Origin of the sequence: Pontibacter pamirensis, from assembly GCF_010015475.1 — a bacterium.
Taxonomy (GTDB): Bacteria; Bacteroidota; Bacteroidia; order Cytophagales; family Hymenobacteraceae; genus Pontibacter; species Pontibacter pamirensis.
Genome location: NZ_SSNI01000021.1, coordinates 19112 through 35396 on the forward strand (window position 1 = coordinate 19112; position 16285 = coordinate 35396).

The following is a 16285-nucleotide window of genomic DNA, read 5'->3' on the forward strand; positions in this document are numbered from 1 at the left end:
GCAAGAATGTAATATGAAGCCATTGATTAACCGGGTTAATAAACTTCACCTTGCACCTTATCGGATAAAGTTAAACTGACGCTGACTTTTTTTTGCGTTAAAGGCAGATTGATAGAGTTGCATACAATCTTAAGGTTACTTAAAGAAAGTCTGAGAAGAGCCCGGATACAAAACTATAAATGCATTTATGCTTGATTTACTGTAACCTGAAAGCGAGCGAAATATCAAATAGCAACAAAAATATTTAGATTAAATCCTGAAGTAAAATCTTAATCAAGATTCAGAATGCCGACATCTTTTAACGTGACTTTTCCTGAAGTCAGCAAGAATTCTGAACTACCCCCATCGGACGGGCGGGTAAATAAAGAGTGGACTACTGTTGTGTGGATTTTGATAGGAGTCGGGGTGTTTTTCCGGCTTTTCCATTTTTTGGATAACAGGTCTCTGTATGTAGATGAGATTTTCCTGGCTACCAGCCTTGTTAAGATGAACTTTCTGGAACTAACTGCCCCTATGCTGGAGTATGAGCAGAAGGCACCGCTTGGCTTTTTGTGGATAGAACGGCTGATGGTGTTGCTCTTCGGCACCGGAGAGATGGCACTCAGGTTATTTCCTTTGATCTGCGGCATTGCTTCTCTGTTTCTTTTCCTGCCGGTAGCACGTTACTTCCTCAAGCCAATAGGAGTGGTGGTAGCCATAGGTGTTTTGGCAGCGGCTCCTCCATTGATATATCACGCTGTGGAAGCCAAGCAATACAGCACCGAGCTGCTTTCTACGGTAATAGCTTTGTTTCTCTACATCCGGTTTCATGAAAAATTGGCGCTTCCCCCACTTATCCTGTGGGGGCTGAGCGGGGCAGTACTGCTCTGGTTCTCCTTCTCCTCTATTTTCATACTGGCAGGTATGGCTTTTGGTGTCTGCCTGCACTACTTGCTAAATAAGGAGTGGCGGCATCTGTTTCGCTCCATCATTCCATTCTCTATGTGGCTGGTCAGCTTTGGCGCTGTCTACTTTCTTTTTACCCACAAGCATGGAGAAGCCGCCTGGTTACTGCACTGGTTTAAAATCCGACACAGCTTTATGCCTTTCCCGCCAACGTCATTGTCTGACCTGACGTGGTTCTTCCAAAAATCATTTTCTATCCTGCATCACCCGCTAGGCTTGTCGTGGCTCGACCTGTCTCCATCTACCCACCCGGTTGTGCGGGTTATTGCCAGAATGTCCTTGTTGCATTTGGCGGTACTGGCTGTCGGGTTTGCTGCGCTCTACAGGAAAGACAGAAAATATTTCATGGTGCTGGTTTTTCCGATCCTGCTGGTGCTGTTGGCTTCGGGATTGGAACTATACCCCTTCATGGACCGGCTCATAGTTTTTCTGGCTCCTGTATTAATTATTGTGCTGGCACTCGGCTGTGAGAAACTGTCAGCCTTTTTCTTCAAAACAGCCAAAGGACGCATTATTTTGCCTGTGCTGCTTCTTCTGGGCCCACTGGCGAATGCAACTCACCAGGTGATAAACAGGGAACTTTTCGGGGATTACAAGAAATCGTACCAGGTGGAAACGCTCTTATATATTGACGAAAGATACCAGGAGGGAGACGCTGTTTACATCTACTGGAACGACTTAGTTGGCTACCGCTACTACAAAGATACGCGCGGCTTCAGGTTTGAGGCGGTGGAAGGAGAGGACTATCGCTATGTTGCAAAAGGAAAAGCCGACTATTACAATAAGTTAAAAGCAGATTTCGAAAAGCTCCGCGGAAATAAGCGTGTATGGCTAGTCTACAGCAACAGAATCTGGTCAGACATCGGAGATTTTGACGGGCAACCAGCCTGGTACTACTCCCCGGACAACACCAGAGATATCCTGTACAAAGAGTTTTCTGCTATCGGAAAAGAAACAGATACCTATAAAACGACAGAGGTAAATGTGCATTTGTTTGATTTAGAAGAAAGATAATTTTTATCTTATGTCACACTACACGAATGTATAGCATAGGAAAGTTTAAGAGAATCATTCAACCTCAACGCAAAAGGAGCGGATATAAATGAAACAGCCTTTCCCGATCCAGCAGGTACGCGCATCTTTTCCCGCATTAAGAGAAGATAAAAACAGGAAACCACTTATTTTCTTTGACGGCCCTGGAGGAACACAAATGGCTGGCAGCGCCGCAGAAGCCATGATGTCCTATATCTCAGACGGCATGGCAAATCTGCACGGCACCTTCCCGACAAGCATACGAACAGACGACATAATTGCAGAAGCAAGAGGTGCCGTGGCTGACTTACTGAACTGCCAGCCCTCAGAGGTAGCCTTCGGTCAGAACATGACGACGCTCGCTTTTTCCATTGCCAGGAGCCTGGCTTCTCTTATAGAAGAAGGAGACGAAATTGTGGTGACGGAACTGGACCACCGCGCCAACGTGGATCCCTGGGTGACACTTGCAAAAGACAAGGGCGCCGTGGTGAAGTTTATACAGCTGAATCCGGAGACATTTACCCTGGACCTGGACGCATTGGATGAGGTAATTACCGACAAAACAAAGCTAGTAGCGGTTGGCATGTCGTCGAATGTGACTGGTACGGTTACGGATATAGAGAAAGTACGCACAAAGGCACAGGCTGTTGGTGCTGTATTTATAGTGGATGCCGTGCATGCTGTTCCACACCTGCCAATTGATTTTAAAAAGTCAGGCGTAGATATTTTGCTGTGCTCGGCCTATAAATTTTTTGGTCCTCATATAGGTATGGCGGTTATATCGGCTTCGCTCTTCGAGAAATTGGCTGTTTACAAACTGAAGCCGGCTCCTCAGGAAATACCCTACAAGCTGGAAACCGGAACCCAAAACCATGAGGCCATTGCAGGCTTGATTGGAGCAATAGCGTTTATTCAAAACCTGGGCAAAGACGGCACACGCAGGGAAAAGTTGCTTTCAGGCATGCAGCGGATTGCCGCTTATGAAGATGAACTGGCAGAAAAGATTGAAAGCTTCCTGGGAAGTATTCCTGAAATTAAACTTTACCGCGCACCGAAGGGCATCCGGAAAACCCCGACTTTTGCCTTCACTATTAAAGGTATAAATTCGAGAGAAGCGACGGCTTGGTTTGCTCAAAAGTATAACATGTGTATAGCGGATGGAGATTTTTATGCTTCCACAATGGCGGAGAAACTGGGGGTGTATGCTATGGGCGGCTGGATACGTATTGGACTGGCTCCCTACAACACAGCAGAGGAAATAGAGCTTTTCAAAGAAGGACTACAGCGGTTAATCTCTGAACAAAGATAGTAATGCGCTCCCTATGTGTCATCCCTGAAAGTACTGGTTATCGGATAGATAAAATGCTTTCAGGGATGGCTATACCCGCTTATTTTACTTCTATTCTGCTTTTAAACTTTTTTACCAGCAGGTTGAAAAAGTTTGTCATTTCTCCTGGAAAATCTTTATCAAGCTTTTTGCCTGAAATACATTTCTACAGGTCATTTATATCATATGCAGTAGAAGGAGACATCCCTTGCTGGTGCCTTTGGTAAAATTTTGTGAGCTAAAAACTACTGCAGGCAGCAACCCGGGTGCAGCGGATGTGGGCTGTTTCAAATGACGCACTACTTGTCCTGAGAACCTCTCGTAACGTTTTGCTGCTTGTTTTTCAACAGGGCAAAGATCTGGGTTAAAAGTACTCCTGCTAATGCTCCAGTACTAAATATGGACAGGAACTCAACTGTACGGATAGTACCGTTTGAAATAACCATAGCATAGCTTACTAAGGCCACTACGAATGCAAGTGCTGTGATGGTAATGAGGCTGTTTTTCATATTTCGTCAATTAATTTCCTACTCGTATGGCTTTTCAGTGTCGCCCCGTTTTTGGTGATATCTGTTCTCGACTTTTATTTTGTACAGCTAGTGATCTTGCTCTTTTTATTTCAGCGCAGCGTCAGTGTTGAAAATGTATGCAGCAGCGTGGTGATAAGGTTGATGAGTGCCGTGGGGTAGACACCGATACCTATTAGCAATAGCGCAAGCACGGTTAATGTACCCATGCTGGCCATATAGATGGAGGGGCGTAGTTGTCTTCTGGGCTCCATTGCTGCCTCAGGCTGCTGAAACATGACGGCGATGATTTTGATATAGTAGTATAAGCCAATTACGCTGTTGAGCACAAGGATAGCCACCGGAAGCCAGAGTTGTGTATTAACCCCTGTCGCGATGATGTAGAATTTGCCTACAAAGCCAGCTGTGAGAGGTATACCGGCCAGTGAGAGCAGCATGGCCGTGAAAATAGCCGCCGTCCAGGGGCGCCGCCAGAGCAGACCTTTGAAGTCTTCCATACGCTCAGCATCACGGTCTTTGTCAGATAACATGGCGATGACACCAAAGGCACCGACGGTAGTGATAAAGTAAGCCACGAGGTAAAAGGTAATCGCCTCTACACCCATCTGGTTGCCTGCAAGAAAAGCCACGAGCAAGTAGCCGAGGTGGGAGATGGAGGAGTAGGCGAGGATGCGCTTTACGTTCTGCTGCATCAGGGCCAGCAGATTGCCGGCAAACATAGAGGCAATGGCGATAATCGTAAAAATGAGGATAAGAGTTGGGTAGCGGAAACCGTCTACCTCCATAAAGAACCGAATCAGCAAGCCCAGCACTCCTCCCTTGGAAACGGTGGCGATGAAAGCCGTAACAGGTGCAGGCGCGCCTTCATATACATCGGGTGTCCACATATGAAAGGGCACCACGCTCAACTTAAATCCGATGCCGATGATCATCATGCCAAAGCCCGTGATAAGGAGCAGCGGCAGCCTATCGAAAGCAGCGATGGCAGTGGCTATTCCAGCAAAGGTCATGGTGCCGGTGGCGGCATATACCAAGGCCATTCCAAACAGCAGAAAGGCAGAGGAAAAGGCGGCCAGGATGAGGTATTTAATTCCCGCCTCGTCGGATCGCTCACGGGTACGGAGGTACGCAATCAGGGAATACAGCGCCACACTCAGTATCTCCAGGCCCAGGAAAAAAGAAGCGAAGTGCTTGCTGATTACCATGACACAGGCCCCCAGCGTGGACAAAATCAGCAGGATATAATATTCCTCCTTCCGCTCTTCGCGCTGCTCAAAATAAGCATAAGAAAGCATGCTGATGAGTAGCGCCGTAATCAGCATCAAGCCGATGTAAAACGCCGAAAAACCGTCCATCACAAATAGTGGCTCAATGGTATAAGGCGCTGCCACACGTTGCTCAAATAGTGAGGCAAAGGCAGCCACAAAAGAAACCGCCGTAATCACGTATATAATTTTGTGGTTGCGCCACGCTGAAATCACCAGCATACTTACCAGTGAACCGACTGTCAGGATGAGCAGTGGCATCAGGTGAATAAAGTCATTTACGCTCATATGTGATCCCTTTAGTTATCTGAAAATAGACGGTGTCGGTCGTTGTTGTAGTGAAAGCAGTTTGCCTGCCCACAATGGTCTTGTTTTCTACTGATGGAACAAAGGACTGCAGTTGCTCCTGTACAGATGGCTTCGCCAGGTCAAGCACAGGCTGCGGGTAAAGTCCGAGCCAGAGGATTCCTGCAATCATAGGGGCGGCAATCAACATCTCACGGGAAGTAAGGTCAGGCAGTTCAGGCTGCTCCACCGCGGCCGGTTCATAAAACACCTTCTGCATGATTCGGAGCGAGTAAGCAGTGGCCATTACCAGGCCAATAGTGGCAAAAATGGTGAGCACGTTGTTTGCCTGCCATGAACCCACCAATGTTAGAAACTCCGCAATAAAATTGCCCAGCCCTGGTAAGCCTAAAGATGCCATTACAAAAACCAATGCTACCACACCCATCTTCGGCGCTTTAGACCAGAAGCCACCCATCAGCCGTATGTCGCGGGTATGGAGGCGCTCGTAGAGGAAGCCTGCCAGTATAAATAGTGCTCCGGTACTCAGGCCGTGAGTGATCATCTGCATGACTACACCCTGTAGCGCCAACTCATTAAAGGCAAAAACGCCAAGGATAACAAAACCCATGTGGCTGACGCTGGTATAGGCCACCAGCCGCTTCAGGTCTGTTTGTGAAAAGGCCAGTATAGCACCGTAAATAATGCCGATGACACCCAGTAACATGGCCCATGGGGCAAATTCCACGGCGGCTGTCGGGAACAACGGCAGCACAAAACGCAGCAAGCCATAAGCGCCCGTTTTCAGCAGCAGCCCAGCCAAAATCACACTGCCTGCCGTGGGAGCTTCAGAGTGCGCATCTGGTAGCCAGGAATGGAACGGTACCACGGGCAGCTTCACGAGGAAGGCAGCCAGAAAACCAAACATCAGCAGGAGTGCCGCCTCAGGGGCAAGTGCTGTGTTCAGCAGTGCAAAATAGTTAAAGGTGTAAGTGCCAGTCTGGCTGCCATGTATAAAGTATAAACCCAGTATAGCCAGCAGCATGAGGAGCCCGCTGGCCTGGGTGAAGATGAAGAACTTGTAGGCGGCATAATTGCGGTTTTCATGGCCCCAGATACCGATCATGAAATACATCGGTATCAGCATCACCTCCCAGAAAAAGTAGAACAGGAACAGGTCCATGGTGAGGAACACACCGGTGATGCCTGCCAATACCCACAGCAGGTTGAAATGAAAGAAGCCGACTTTGTTTTTTATCTCTTTCCAGGAAATGAGGATGGCCACCAGCCCCAGGAAAAAAGTGAGGAGCAGCATGAGCAGGCTCAACCCATCGAGTGCCAGGCTGAAGGAAACTCCCCACTGCGGAATCCAGGGCAGGTCGTACTGCAGGAGCCAGGGCGAAGCACCCAAGGTGGCGGAAGGCATGGCCAGCCACAGGTAAACGGTTGTGCCGAGCGTTGCCAGCACGGAGCCCAGTGCTATCCAGCGGGGAGAGGCACGGTGCCACCGTTGGGCCAGCCATGCCAGCAGCCCGCCAGCCATTAATATCACGATAAGCCAGACTAATATCATAGGAATATGCTTATGGTTAAAATCATAATAGCACCGACCACAATGCCCGCTACATAGTTGCGCAAGACTCCGCTCTGCGTGTCAGACAACATCATATGGAAGCCTTCCGCCACACGGGCTAGGCCGGTGTAGAAGCCGTCAATCACGTCGCGTTTGTTCACGTTGGCCAGGAACACATAAGGCCGTACCAGCAAAGTGTCGTACAACTTGTCGAAGCCCCAGCCGGAATGCCAGAAGCGATGAACAGCCATCGCCGTATTTGAGCGATGGATAGATGCTAAGAGTTCTGGTTTGCTCAAGTAGAAGAGGTAAGCAATGTAGATGCCGCCCAAGGACACCACCGCTGCCAACACCTGCAGCATCCACTCGTACTGGTCAAAGCCCGGCACTACGCTCACCGCAGGCAGTATGGGCGAAAGAAAATCAGAGAACAGTACCACATGCCCAAAATTATGCGGCAGCTCTATAAAGCCGCCCAACAGCGAGAGCACACCCAGTATAATCAGGGGTACCTTTATTGCCATCGTAGGCTGGTGCCCGACATGTGTTTTGGCTTCGCCATAGAAGGTGATGAAGACCATCCGGAAGGTATAAATGGAGGTAACAAACGCTCCCAGCAAACCTGCTGCATAGAGCCAGACACTCCCGTTCTCGCCTGCCAACTGCAGCCACAGAATCTGGTCCTTAGAATAAAAGCCAGCTGATACCAGGGGGAATGCAGCCAGCGAAGCAGCGCCAATCAGGAAGGTCCAGAACACAACCGGCATCGACGTCCGCAGGCCACCCATTTTGCGCATGTCCTGCTCGTGGTGCAGCGCAAGTATAATAGCCCCTGCACAGAGGAAGAGCAATGCTTTGAAGAAAGCGTGAATCATAAAGTGAAAAACCCCCGCCGACCAGGCACCCACACCCAGCGCTAGGAACATATACCCAATCTGGCTGATGGTGGAGTAGGCCAGCACCCGTTTCAGGTCATACTGCGTGAGGGCGGCAAAGCCGGCAATTAGCAATGTAACCGCACCAATAGCAGCCACTGCCATCATGGCTACAGGAGCCAGTTCAAAAATGACGTGCATGCGCGCAATGAGGTATACACCGGCTGTTACCATGGTCGCCGCATGTATCAGGGCGCTGACAGGAGTCGGACCCGCCATAGCATCGGGCAACCATGTTTGTAGCGGCAGTTGACCGGACTTGCCAACGGCTCCACCAAGCAGCAGAAACGCGATGATGACTGCCATCTGTGCGCCTGTATCCCATAGTTGAACTGCCTCTGTCGAAATTGTCTGGATGTGCAAGGTGCCGAATGCCTGGAAGAGCATGAACAGCCCAATAGCCATCGCCGTATCGCCGACGCGTGTGATGATAAAGGCTTTCCGGGCAGCATAACCGTTCGCTGGCTCTTTATACCAGAAGCCGATAAGCAGGTAGCTGCACAAGCCAACACCTTCCCAGCCCAGGTATAAGAGCAGGAGGTTGTCTGCCATCACGAGCACCAGCATAGAGCCCACAAATAAATTCATACAGGCAAAAAAGCGGGAGTAATCGGCGTCTTCGGCCATGTACTCAGTAGAGTAGATGTGGATGAGGAAACCGACAAAGGTGATGACAAAGATGAAGACCATCGAGAGCGCATCCAAGTGAAAGGCAATGGACGGATTAAAGCCCGCCACACTGAACCAATTCCATACCTCCTGGTGGTAATAGGCTGGTTGAGAAGAGAGGTATTCAATGCCCAGCAGCAGCGTGATAGCCGCCGAAACACCGACACTGCCTGTCCCGATAGCGGTTACCAGACCACGTGAGATTCTATTGCCGAACAGTACCAGCAGCAGAGCGCCGGCAAAGGGTAAAGCGGGAATCAACCAAAGTAAATCTGCCATAGCTTTCATCCTTTCATAAAGTTTGCGGTGTCACTGTTCAGGGTCTTCAGCTGATGATAGATCTGCAGTATCAGGGCCAGACCAACGGATACTTCCGCTGCGGCCATGGTGAGAATGAAGATGAACATGATCTGCCCGTCGGGTTGCACCCAACGTGAGCCTGCCACTATAAAGGCCAGGCCAGCTGCATTCAGCATAATCTCCACAGATATGAGCATAAAGATGATGTTGCGCCGAATCATCACGCTGATCATCCCAAGTAAGAATAGGATTCCTGCCAGCAACAGACCGGCTTCCATAGATACAGCATTCATGCGGCGGCGCTCCTTTCCTGTAAAAACCGGTGTACCACTTTTTTCTTCTGTCTACCTAAATGATAAGCGCCTACGATTCCGGCCATCAGCAAAATACCACTGAGTTGCACCGCCAGCACATAGGGGCCAAATAAGGCCATTCCCACCAGACGGGCATCCACGGCCACCACTGCGGCGGCAGGAGGTGCCTCAGCGGCGGTTATCATATAAGCCAGCTCGGCCAGCAACACCAGCGACAGGATAGCAGGTCCCACCCAAACGGAAGGCTTCAGCCATTCCTTTTCCTTCTGCACATCTTCGTAGGTGAGGTTGAGCATCATAATCACGAAGATGATGAGCACCACAATAGCCCCTGCATACACGATGACCTCTAGGGCTGCCATAAAAGGGGCACCCAGCGTGAAGAAGACAATGGCAATGGCCAAAAAGGAAACTACAAGGTAGAGCAGCGCGTGGATCATGTTGTAGCGTGTAATCACCATCAAAGTAGCCAGTACGGCGACTGCTGCGGCTATATAAAAGGTCAGTTCCATGGTATTAAGGCATTAAACTTTTGATATCTACTGGAGGCGTTTCGTTCTCCGCCTCACCTTTGTCTTTTCCACCGATGACCATACCTGCCACCTTGTAATAATTGTAGCCGGGATACTTGCCCTGGCTGTTGATGAGCAGGTCTTTTTTCTCATACACTAGGTTCTGGCGGTTGTACTCACCCATTTCAAAATCCGGTATCAGCTGGATGGCATAAGTCGGACAAGCTTCCTCGCAGAAACCACAGAAAATACAGCGGGAGAAGTTGATGCGGAAAAAGTCCGGATAGCGGCGGCCAGTCTCATCTTCGGTTGCTTGCAGCGAGATGCAGTCGACTGGGCAGGCAGCGGCGCAGAGGTTACAGGCGACACAGCGTTCGCCTCCATCCGGGTCACGCGTCAGGACAATTCTGCCTTTCCACCTCGGTGGGAGATACGGCTTTTCTTCAGGGTACAGTACGGTGTCACGTTTGTGAAACGCATGCAGAAATGTAAGCCACATACTGCGTAAAATACTAAACATGTCTGCTCCTTTCTTTTATGTATTATCTATTTTCTCATTCCTAATTTGCCATCCCGCTTACCAGTTATCTCACTTTTCTGTCATCTCAACGACAGGAGAGATCTATACCAGCCTCATCTGTGATAAGGCTTTTGTTAGTCGAAACAGTTAGCGTTAACCATCCCGGGTCCAACCACCCCTGACCCCTCCTTGTCCAAGGCGGGGAGTCTGCTGTTCCGGTTTCTCCTGTTTGGTTCTATAGCAAATGCTTCTCTATAACTTGCTTTTAAACCTCCTAAGACCTATGCTAAAACTGCTAATGCTACAGTGCTAATGCCTCCTTAATGGTAATACAAACTCCCCTCCTTGGACTCCAAAGGGGGCCCGTTCACCCCCAGGAGGGGCAGGAGTGGTTGGACCCGGTATCCCCTCCATACAAGCTGTGTCTTCAAATTGCCACACCTCAAAATCAATTTTACCCTTCCTGCCACAGCACAATAGCAGCGGTTACCAACAGATTCACCAGCGTTAGGGGCAGCAAAATCTTCCAGCCAAATTCCATCAGTTGATCATATCGTGGGCGGGGCAGCGAGGCGCGTAGCAGCACGAAGATCATAAGGAAGAAGGCTGTTTTCAGGATGAACCATACGATGGGCGGTAAGAATTCTGGGCCAAGCCAGCCGCCAAAGTAAAGGGTGACGAGCATGCAGGAGATAAGCGTGATGCCCATATATTCGCCAATGAAAAACATACCGAACTTCATGCCTGAATATTCAGAGTGAAAGCCTGCTACAATTTCACTTTCTGCCTCCGGTATATCGAAAGGCAGGCGGTGCGTTTCTGCTATGCCTGCTATAAAGAAAATGATGAATCCCAGGAACTGCGGAATGATATACCACATGCCCGCCTGTGCCAACACGATATCAGATAGCCGGAAGGAGCCGCTCAGCAGCACGACACCCATCAGAGCCAGGCCCATAAAAACCTCATAAGAGATCATCTGAGCTGCACCGCGCATGGCTCCCAGAAGTGCGTATTTGTTGTTGGAGGCCCAGCCGCCCAGGATGATACTATAGGCACCCATGGAAGACATAGCCAGGAAAAACAGCAGCCCGATGTTAAGGTCTGCCACCACAATACCGGGGGCAAAGGGCACTACCACAAAGCTGAGCAGAACTGTTACCACCACCACAGCAGGAGCAATGACATACACGGGCTTATCTGCAAAAGGAGGTATCCAGTCCTCTTTGAAAAACAGCTTCAGCGAGTCTGCCAGCACAATAAAAAGACCAAGCGGACCTGCACGGTTCGGGCCGTAACGGTCCTGCCAGAGTGCCAGCATGCGGCGCTCCACCCAGATGAGTCCGGCTGCCACATTAAGCATGACGAAGAGCACGCCGCCTATGATCAGAAAGTAGTTTGTGGTTGCTTCTTCCATTTTAAATTTCGGTTTAAGATAGCCCATGCGGGTAATTCTGCAAAGGGTACTGAAGGTAAGCCTATTGGTAAGCCAGCAGTGCCGCTCGGAATGTTCGGACTTGTTTTTACTGGCAAATCATAAGTCTGGCCTGCTATGGTGAAATGCAGCGGCTGCCCGTCTTCCAGCTTCAGGCGCATGGCATCAGCGGCATTCAGCGCCACATAAGGCTCTGGTGCCAACTCCATAATAGGAAGAGAATACATGCTGAGTTCTTCAGAGCCGAACGTATGATACAGCGGCAGCATAAAGAGGTGATCCTCCAGTGGTAAAAAATTCTGAGGAACGGCCGTCGAGAACTCTCCTGTACCGGCAGGTGATATCAGCCGCACACCAGGGTCACCGCCTTTCAGGTGGCCTCCTACTTCCTGCTGGTATTTGTTTGTAGCCTGCACTGAGTTCCAGCCAGGTGCCCAGAAAAACGGAATCATAGACGAAGGCGGCTGGCCCCGGTATCCTTCCATGGTATAGGAAAGGGGAGAGTCAGGGTCTTCGGGTGGTTTCGGCTCGCTTACGTTGATGTTGGCGAGCATAGAGGTGCGGCCGCTGAAACGGTGCGAAGCCCGCGGTATCTTCTGGCCGGCAATGCGGAACTCCGATGTAGGCGTAACGGCCTCAATACCCCGAAATGCAGGCAGTTCAATGACAATAGCACGCAGGATATCATCGTAGCCATGCCAGTGGCTGATTTCGTCATGCGCCGCAATGGTGCCTAGTTCCGACAGCCATCGCCAGCTTTCCTGTATGTCTTCTGCGGTAGGGTACACCTGGTAGAAACGCTGTGCCCGCCCTTCATTGTTGATGAGGGTACCATCTGATTCAGCAAAAGGGCCTGCCGGTAAAAGTATGCCTGCCGTTTCGGTCGTGCGGTTGTGCAGGTGGTCCAGCACGATGACCTGTTTGCAGGCTTTGAAAAAGCTGTCAACAGTTGCCTCGCCTGCACGTCGGTACAAATCATTTTCGAGGATAATTACCGTGTCGGCATAGCCGTTGAGCACAGCCTCCAGTGCAGATTCCAGTTTATGCCCCCCTAACATAGCCAGCCCCATACTGTTGCATTCCGGCACGGTGAGCAAGATTCCTGCTGCTTTTTCTCTCGCACACAAAGCATCTGCGATATTGGCGGCAGCTTTTAATACACGTTCGTTTCCACTGTGCGTGCCTGAAATAATCAGCGGGTTTTTTGCCGCCAGCAGCGCATCCGCAATCTGCCCAGCCAGTTTCTTTTCTTCCTTTTTGAGCCCTTCTACTGGCGGACAATCCAGGCATATGTTATGTGCCACGGCATAACCCAGACGGGCAATCGCCTCGGGAGAGGCAAAGTAGGTCTTGGTGGCCAAATCATCCAGTTTGGTCTCGGTGAAAGTAGCGCTAAAGAGAGGGCCTCTTTCAGTTTGCACCAACTCCCGCACCGCAGCATCCTGCCACACCGGAATATTAGCCTCGGAAACCTGCTCCAGCAGCGGCTTCTGCCTCACCGCCTGTCGCACCGCCAGGGCCAGCATGGGAGCTGTGTTTGTCAGGTCTTCCCCGAGTATGAATACAGCGTCTGCTTTTTCGACCTCTCTTAAAGAAGGTGTGGGTGTGGCACCTTCCTTCAAAATGCGTAGCGCCAGGTCCACTAGGTCGTGCTCCATGTCTGAAACGCCATGATGGAAATTGTCTTCCCCAACCAATGTTTTGAGGACGTAGTTTGATTCAAGAGAGGCACGCGGAGAACCGATCCCAATCACGCGGCCTGCACTTACAGCAGAGGCGGCTGCCTTTAGGGCTAAGTACTTGTCTGTTGCCTCCGGTAGCTGGCTGCGCACGAGGGGCTTGCGAATGCGGCTGAGGCTGTTCACATGCTCATAGCCGAAGCGCCCACGGTCGCAGAGAAAGTATCCGTTCACCTCGCCGTTATAGCGGTTGGTGATGTTCCGCAACGTGCCGTATCGTTCACCGGCAATGGTATTGCAGCCGAGGCTGCAGTGGTGGCAAACGGAGGGAGCCGTGGTCAGGTCCCATTTGCGGGTATAGTGCTGCTTTAGGGTTTTATCAGTAAATACCCCAGTCGGGCATACTTCTGCTAAGTTGCCACTAAATTCGCTTTCCAGCACACCATCTTCGTGGCGGCCAAAGTATAGGTGGTTGTGCGCCGCGAAAACATCTAGGTCCTTTCCCCCTGCATAGTCTTTATAGTAGCGCACGCAGCGGTAGCACTGGATGCAGCGGTTCATTTCGTGGTTGAGGAAGGGACCGAGGTACTGGTTGCGGTAGGTGCGCTTCTCGAAGGAATACTGGCGGTAGTTATGGCCCGTCATTACGGTCATGTCCTGCAAATGGCAGGAGCCACCTTCGTCACATACTGCACAGTCATGAGGGTGGTTTGTCATGAGCCAGCCGATGACGTGGGCGCGGAACTCCTTCGCTTCCATATCGGCAACAGATACGCGCATGCCGTCACGCACCTGCTCCATACACGACATAAAGAGCTTGCCCTTGGTGTCGTTTTCGTCGCGGTATACTTTTACGGCGCACTGGCGGCAGGCGCCTATTGACCCCATAGCGGGGTGGTAGCAAAAGTAGGGTACATCGAGGCCTAAGGTGAGGCAGGCCTCCAGCAGGTTTTTGCCTGCTGCTACGTCATAGGGTTTGTTATCTATATAGATGGTTGCCATACTTTGCTCCAGGGACAGTGGTGTTCGTGAATGTGTCGCTCAAAATCCTCTCTGAAATATTTCAGAGCGCTCTGCAGGGGTTCCATGGCGCCGGGTGCCAGTGCACAGAAGGTGTTGCCGGGGCCAAGGTATTTAGTATGAAAATCAAGTGTGAGCAGGTGTTCGGGTTTGCCCTCGCCTCTGTCTAAGGCAAGCAGTATTTTCTCTACCCAGGGCAGCCCCTCTCGGCATGGAGTGCAGAAGCCGCAAGACTCCTGCGCAAAAAAGTGCTGCAGGTTATGCACAAAACCTACCGGGCAGGTCTGGTCGTCGAGGATGATCATGGTGCCGGTGCCCATGCGGCTGCCGGCTGCCTGAATGGAGCCATAGTCCATGGGCAGGTCGAGGTGCTCTTCCACGAGAAAGTCTGTGGAAGCCCCGCCAGGTAAAAGGCCCTTAAACAGGTAGCCGTCCAGCATGCCGCCGGCATAATCTTCCAGTATTTCGCGAATGGTGGTGCCGATGGGGAGTTCCCAGCAGCCAGGGGTTTTCACACGGCCGCTCACGCCATAGAGTTTCGTGCCGGTGTCTTCGCTCTTGCTGAGGCTTTTGAACCAGTCCACACCGTTATTGATAATATGGGGCAGGTTGCAAAGTGTCTCCACATTATTGACGATGGTAGGTTTGCCATATAGTCCGCTGACTTGCGGGAAGGGAGGCTTAGCTCTTGGATTGGCCCGCTTGCCTTCTAATGCGTTGAGCAAGGCAGTTTCTTCGCCGCACATGTAGCGGCCTACGCCGGTGTGCAGGTGCATTTCGAGGTTAAAGCCGGAGCCGAGGATGTTTTCGCCTAAATAACCGGCTTCCTGTGCCTCCTGTATGGCCTTTGTGATTTCCTGTGCAGCGAGTTTATAGGCCCAGCGGAGAAAGACATAAGAAATAGTGGCTTGTATGGCATAGGCGGCCACAATCATACCTTCGATGAGCTGGTGTGGATTACCCTCCAGCAGGAGACGGTCTTTGAAGGTGCCAGGCTCCATCTCGTCGGCGTTCGCCACCAGATACTTCGGAGTAGCTGCTTCCGGGCCCATCGGCACAAAGCTCCACTTCAGGCCCGTGTTAAAACCGGCGCCGCCGCGTCCCTTCAGATCCGAGTCTTTCACCAGCGTCTGCACCTCGATGGGTGTCATGGCCTTCAAAATCTTACGGACGGACTGGTACCCGCCCACCTTCTCATACTCTTTCAAGCTGAGCGGTTTGCGTCCGGGTACAATGTATTGGGTAAGGGGCAACTCCATAGGCCCACATGCTTTTATGTATACTTTGTCAAAATCTCATCCAGTTGGTCAACCGTTAAATTCCGGTACAAATCGTTATCAATCATAAGTGCGGGGGCACAGTCGCAGGTGCCGAGGCAGCAGTTAGGGAGCAAGGTAAAGCGGCCGTCTGCTGTGGTCTGGCCATACTGTATGTTAAGGGCGGTGTAGAGGTGGTCACGAATTCCTTCATAACCCATCACGTAGCAACTGATACTGTCGCAGAGCAAAATCACATGCCTGCCGACGGGCCTTCTGAAAATAAGGTTGTAGAAAGTCGCCACGCTATCCAGCTCTGCCGGCGACATATCCACTACTTCCGCTACATCCTTCAGGCTCTCGTCCGAAATCCAGCCACGGTTGTGCTGCACGATTTTAAGCGCTTCGATACAAGCATTCTTCCGTGTCGGCACGAGGCTTATTTCATGTTCGATTTTCTGTATTTCCTCTGTTGTCAGCATTTTATTTTTGATTATAAATTGGAAATTCAGAATTATGAATGAAGGATGGCTTCATCATAAGTTATTATGTTCATCTCAGTTGCTTTAGCTTAGTGTCAATGTTTTCTGCCGTTGTTGTTTCACCAACAACTCATTTACTCCTCCATTTTGTTGTTGGTGAAAACACCAACAACGGCAGTAACCGAACGAGTAGCGGTACGAGGTACAAG

At 50.6% G+C, this 16285-nt stretch carries 12 protein-coding genes; 2 read left to right on the forward strand and 10 right to left on the reverse strand.

What is annotated here, in order from left to right; all coding sequences use genetic code 11:
- The first annotated feature begins 285 nt into the window (after positions 1 to 285).
- Positions 286 to 1959, forward strand: a complete 1674-nt coding sequence (locus E1919_RS16955) for a glycosyltransferase family 39 protein (protein WP_162054603.1) — start codon at positions 286 to 288, stop codon at positions 1957 to 1959.
- A gap of 88 nt (positions 1960 to 2047) precedes the next feature.
- Positions 2048 to 3286 (forward strand): cysteine desulfurase-like protein, encoded by a 1239-nt coding sequence (locus tag E1919_RS16960; protein WP_162054604.1) that lies wholly within the window; start codon positions 2048 to 2050, stop codon positions 3284 to 3286.
- A gap of 637 nt (positions 3287 to 3923) precedes the next feature.
- Here the strand turns inward: E1919_RS16960 and E1919_RS16970 are convergent.
- The 10 genes from E1919_RS16970 to nuoE all read right to left on the reverse strand — a co-directional run bounded on the left by E1919_RS16970 (position 3924) and on the right by nuoE (position 16076).
- The gene (locus E1919_RS16970; protein ID WP_162054606.1) at positions 3924 to 5384 is read right to left on the reverse strand and encodes an NADH-quinone oxidoreductase subunit N; all 1461 of its coding nucleotides are present in this window, start codon (positions 5382 to 5384) and stop codon (positions 3924 to 3926) included.
- Positions 5371 to 6954: an NADH-quinone oxidoreductase subunit M gene (gene nuoM, locus E1919_RS16975; RefSeq protein WP_162054607.1), complete on the reverse strand. Its 1584-nt coding sequence runs from the start codon at positions 6952 to 6954 to the stop codon at positions 5371 to 5373. The genes E1919_RS16970 and nuoM overlap by 14 nt, the downstream gene beginning before the upstream one ends.
- Positions 6951 to 8837 carry an NADH-quinone oxidoreductase subunit L gene (gene nuoL, locus E1919_RS16980; protein ID WP_162054608.1) on the reverse strand — a complete coding sequence of 629 codons (1887 nt, stop codon included), beginning with the start codon at positions 8835 to 8837 and terminating at the stop codon, positions 6951 to 6953. The genes nuoM and nuoL overlap by 4 nt, the downstream gene beginning before the upstream one ends.
- Before the next feature lie 5 nt (positions 8838 to 8842).
- Positions 8843 to 9151 (reverse strand): NADH-quinone oxidoreductase subunit NuoK, encoded by a 309-nt coding sequence (nuoK, locus tag E1919_RS16985; protein ID WP_115566502.1) that lies wholly within the window; start codon positions 9149 to 9151, stop codon positions 8843 to 8845.
- Positions 9148 to 9684: an NADH-quinone oxidoreductase subunit J gene (gene nuoJ / locus E1919_RS16990; protein ID WP_162054609.1), complete on the reverse strand. Its 537-nt coding sequence runs from the start codon at positions 9682 to 9684 to the stop codon at positions 9148 to 9150. The genes nuoK and nuoJ overlap by 4 nt, the downstream gene beginning before the upstream one ends.
- 4 nt (positions 9685 to 9688) lie before the next feature.
- Positions 9689 to 10204, reverse strand: coding sequence for an NADH-quinone oxidoreductase subunit NuoI (gene nuoI, locus E1919_RS16995; protein WP_162054610.1), 516 nt, complete (start codon positions 10202 to 10204; stop codon positions 9689 to 9691).
- Positions 10205 to 10658: 454 nt separating this feature from the next.
- Positions 10659 to 11621: an NADH-quinone oxidoreductase subunit NuoH gene (nuoH, locus tag E1919_RS17000; protein WP_162054611.1), complete on the reverse strand. Its 963-nt coding sequence runs from the start codon at positions 11619 to 11621 to the stop codon at positions 10659 to 10661.
- A complete protein-coding gene (gene nuoG / locus E1919_RS17005; RefSeq protein ID WP_162054612.1) occupies positions 11591 to 14320 on the reverse strand; it encodes an NADH-quinone oxidoreductase subunit NuoG in 2730 nt (909 codons plus the stop codon). Before nuoG ends, nuoH begins: the two co-directional genes overlap by 31 nt.
- Positions 14302 to 15597 carry an NADH-quinone oxidoreductase subunit NuoF gene (nuoF, locus tag E1919_RS17010; protein WP_162054613.1) on the reverse strand — a complete coding sequence of 432 codons (1296 nt, stop codon included), beginning with the start codon at positions 15595 to 15597 and terminating at the stop codon, positions 14302 to 14304. The genes nuoG and nuoF overlap by 19 nt, the downstream gene beginning before the upstream one ends.
- Before the next feature lie 14 nt (positions 15598 to 15611).
- Entirely contained in the window at positions 15612 to 16076 is a 465-nt protein-coding gene (nuoE, locus tag E1919_RS17015) for an NADH-quinone oxidoreductase subunit NuoE (RefSeq protein ID WP_162054614.1), read from the reverse strand.
- Positions 16077 to 16285 lie beyond the last annotated feature (209 nt).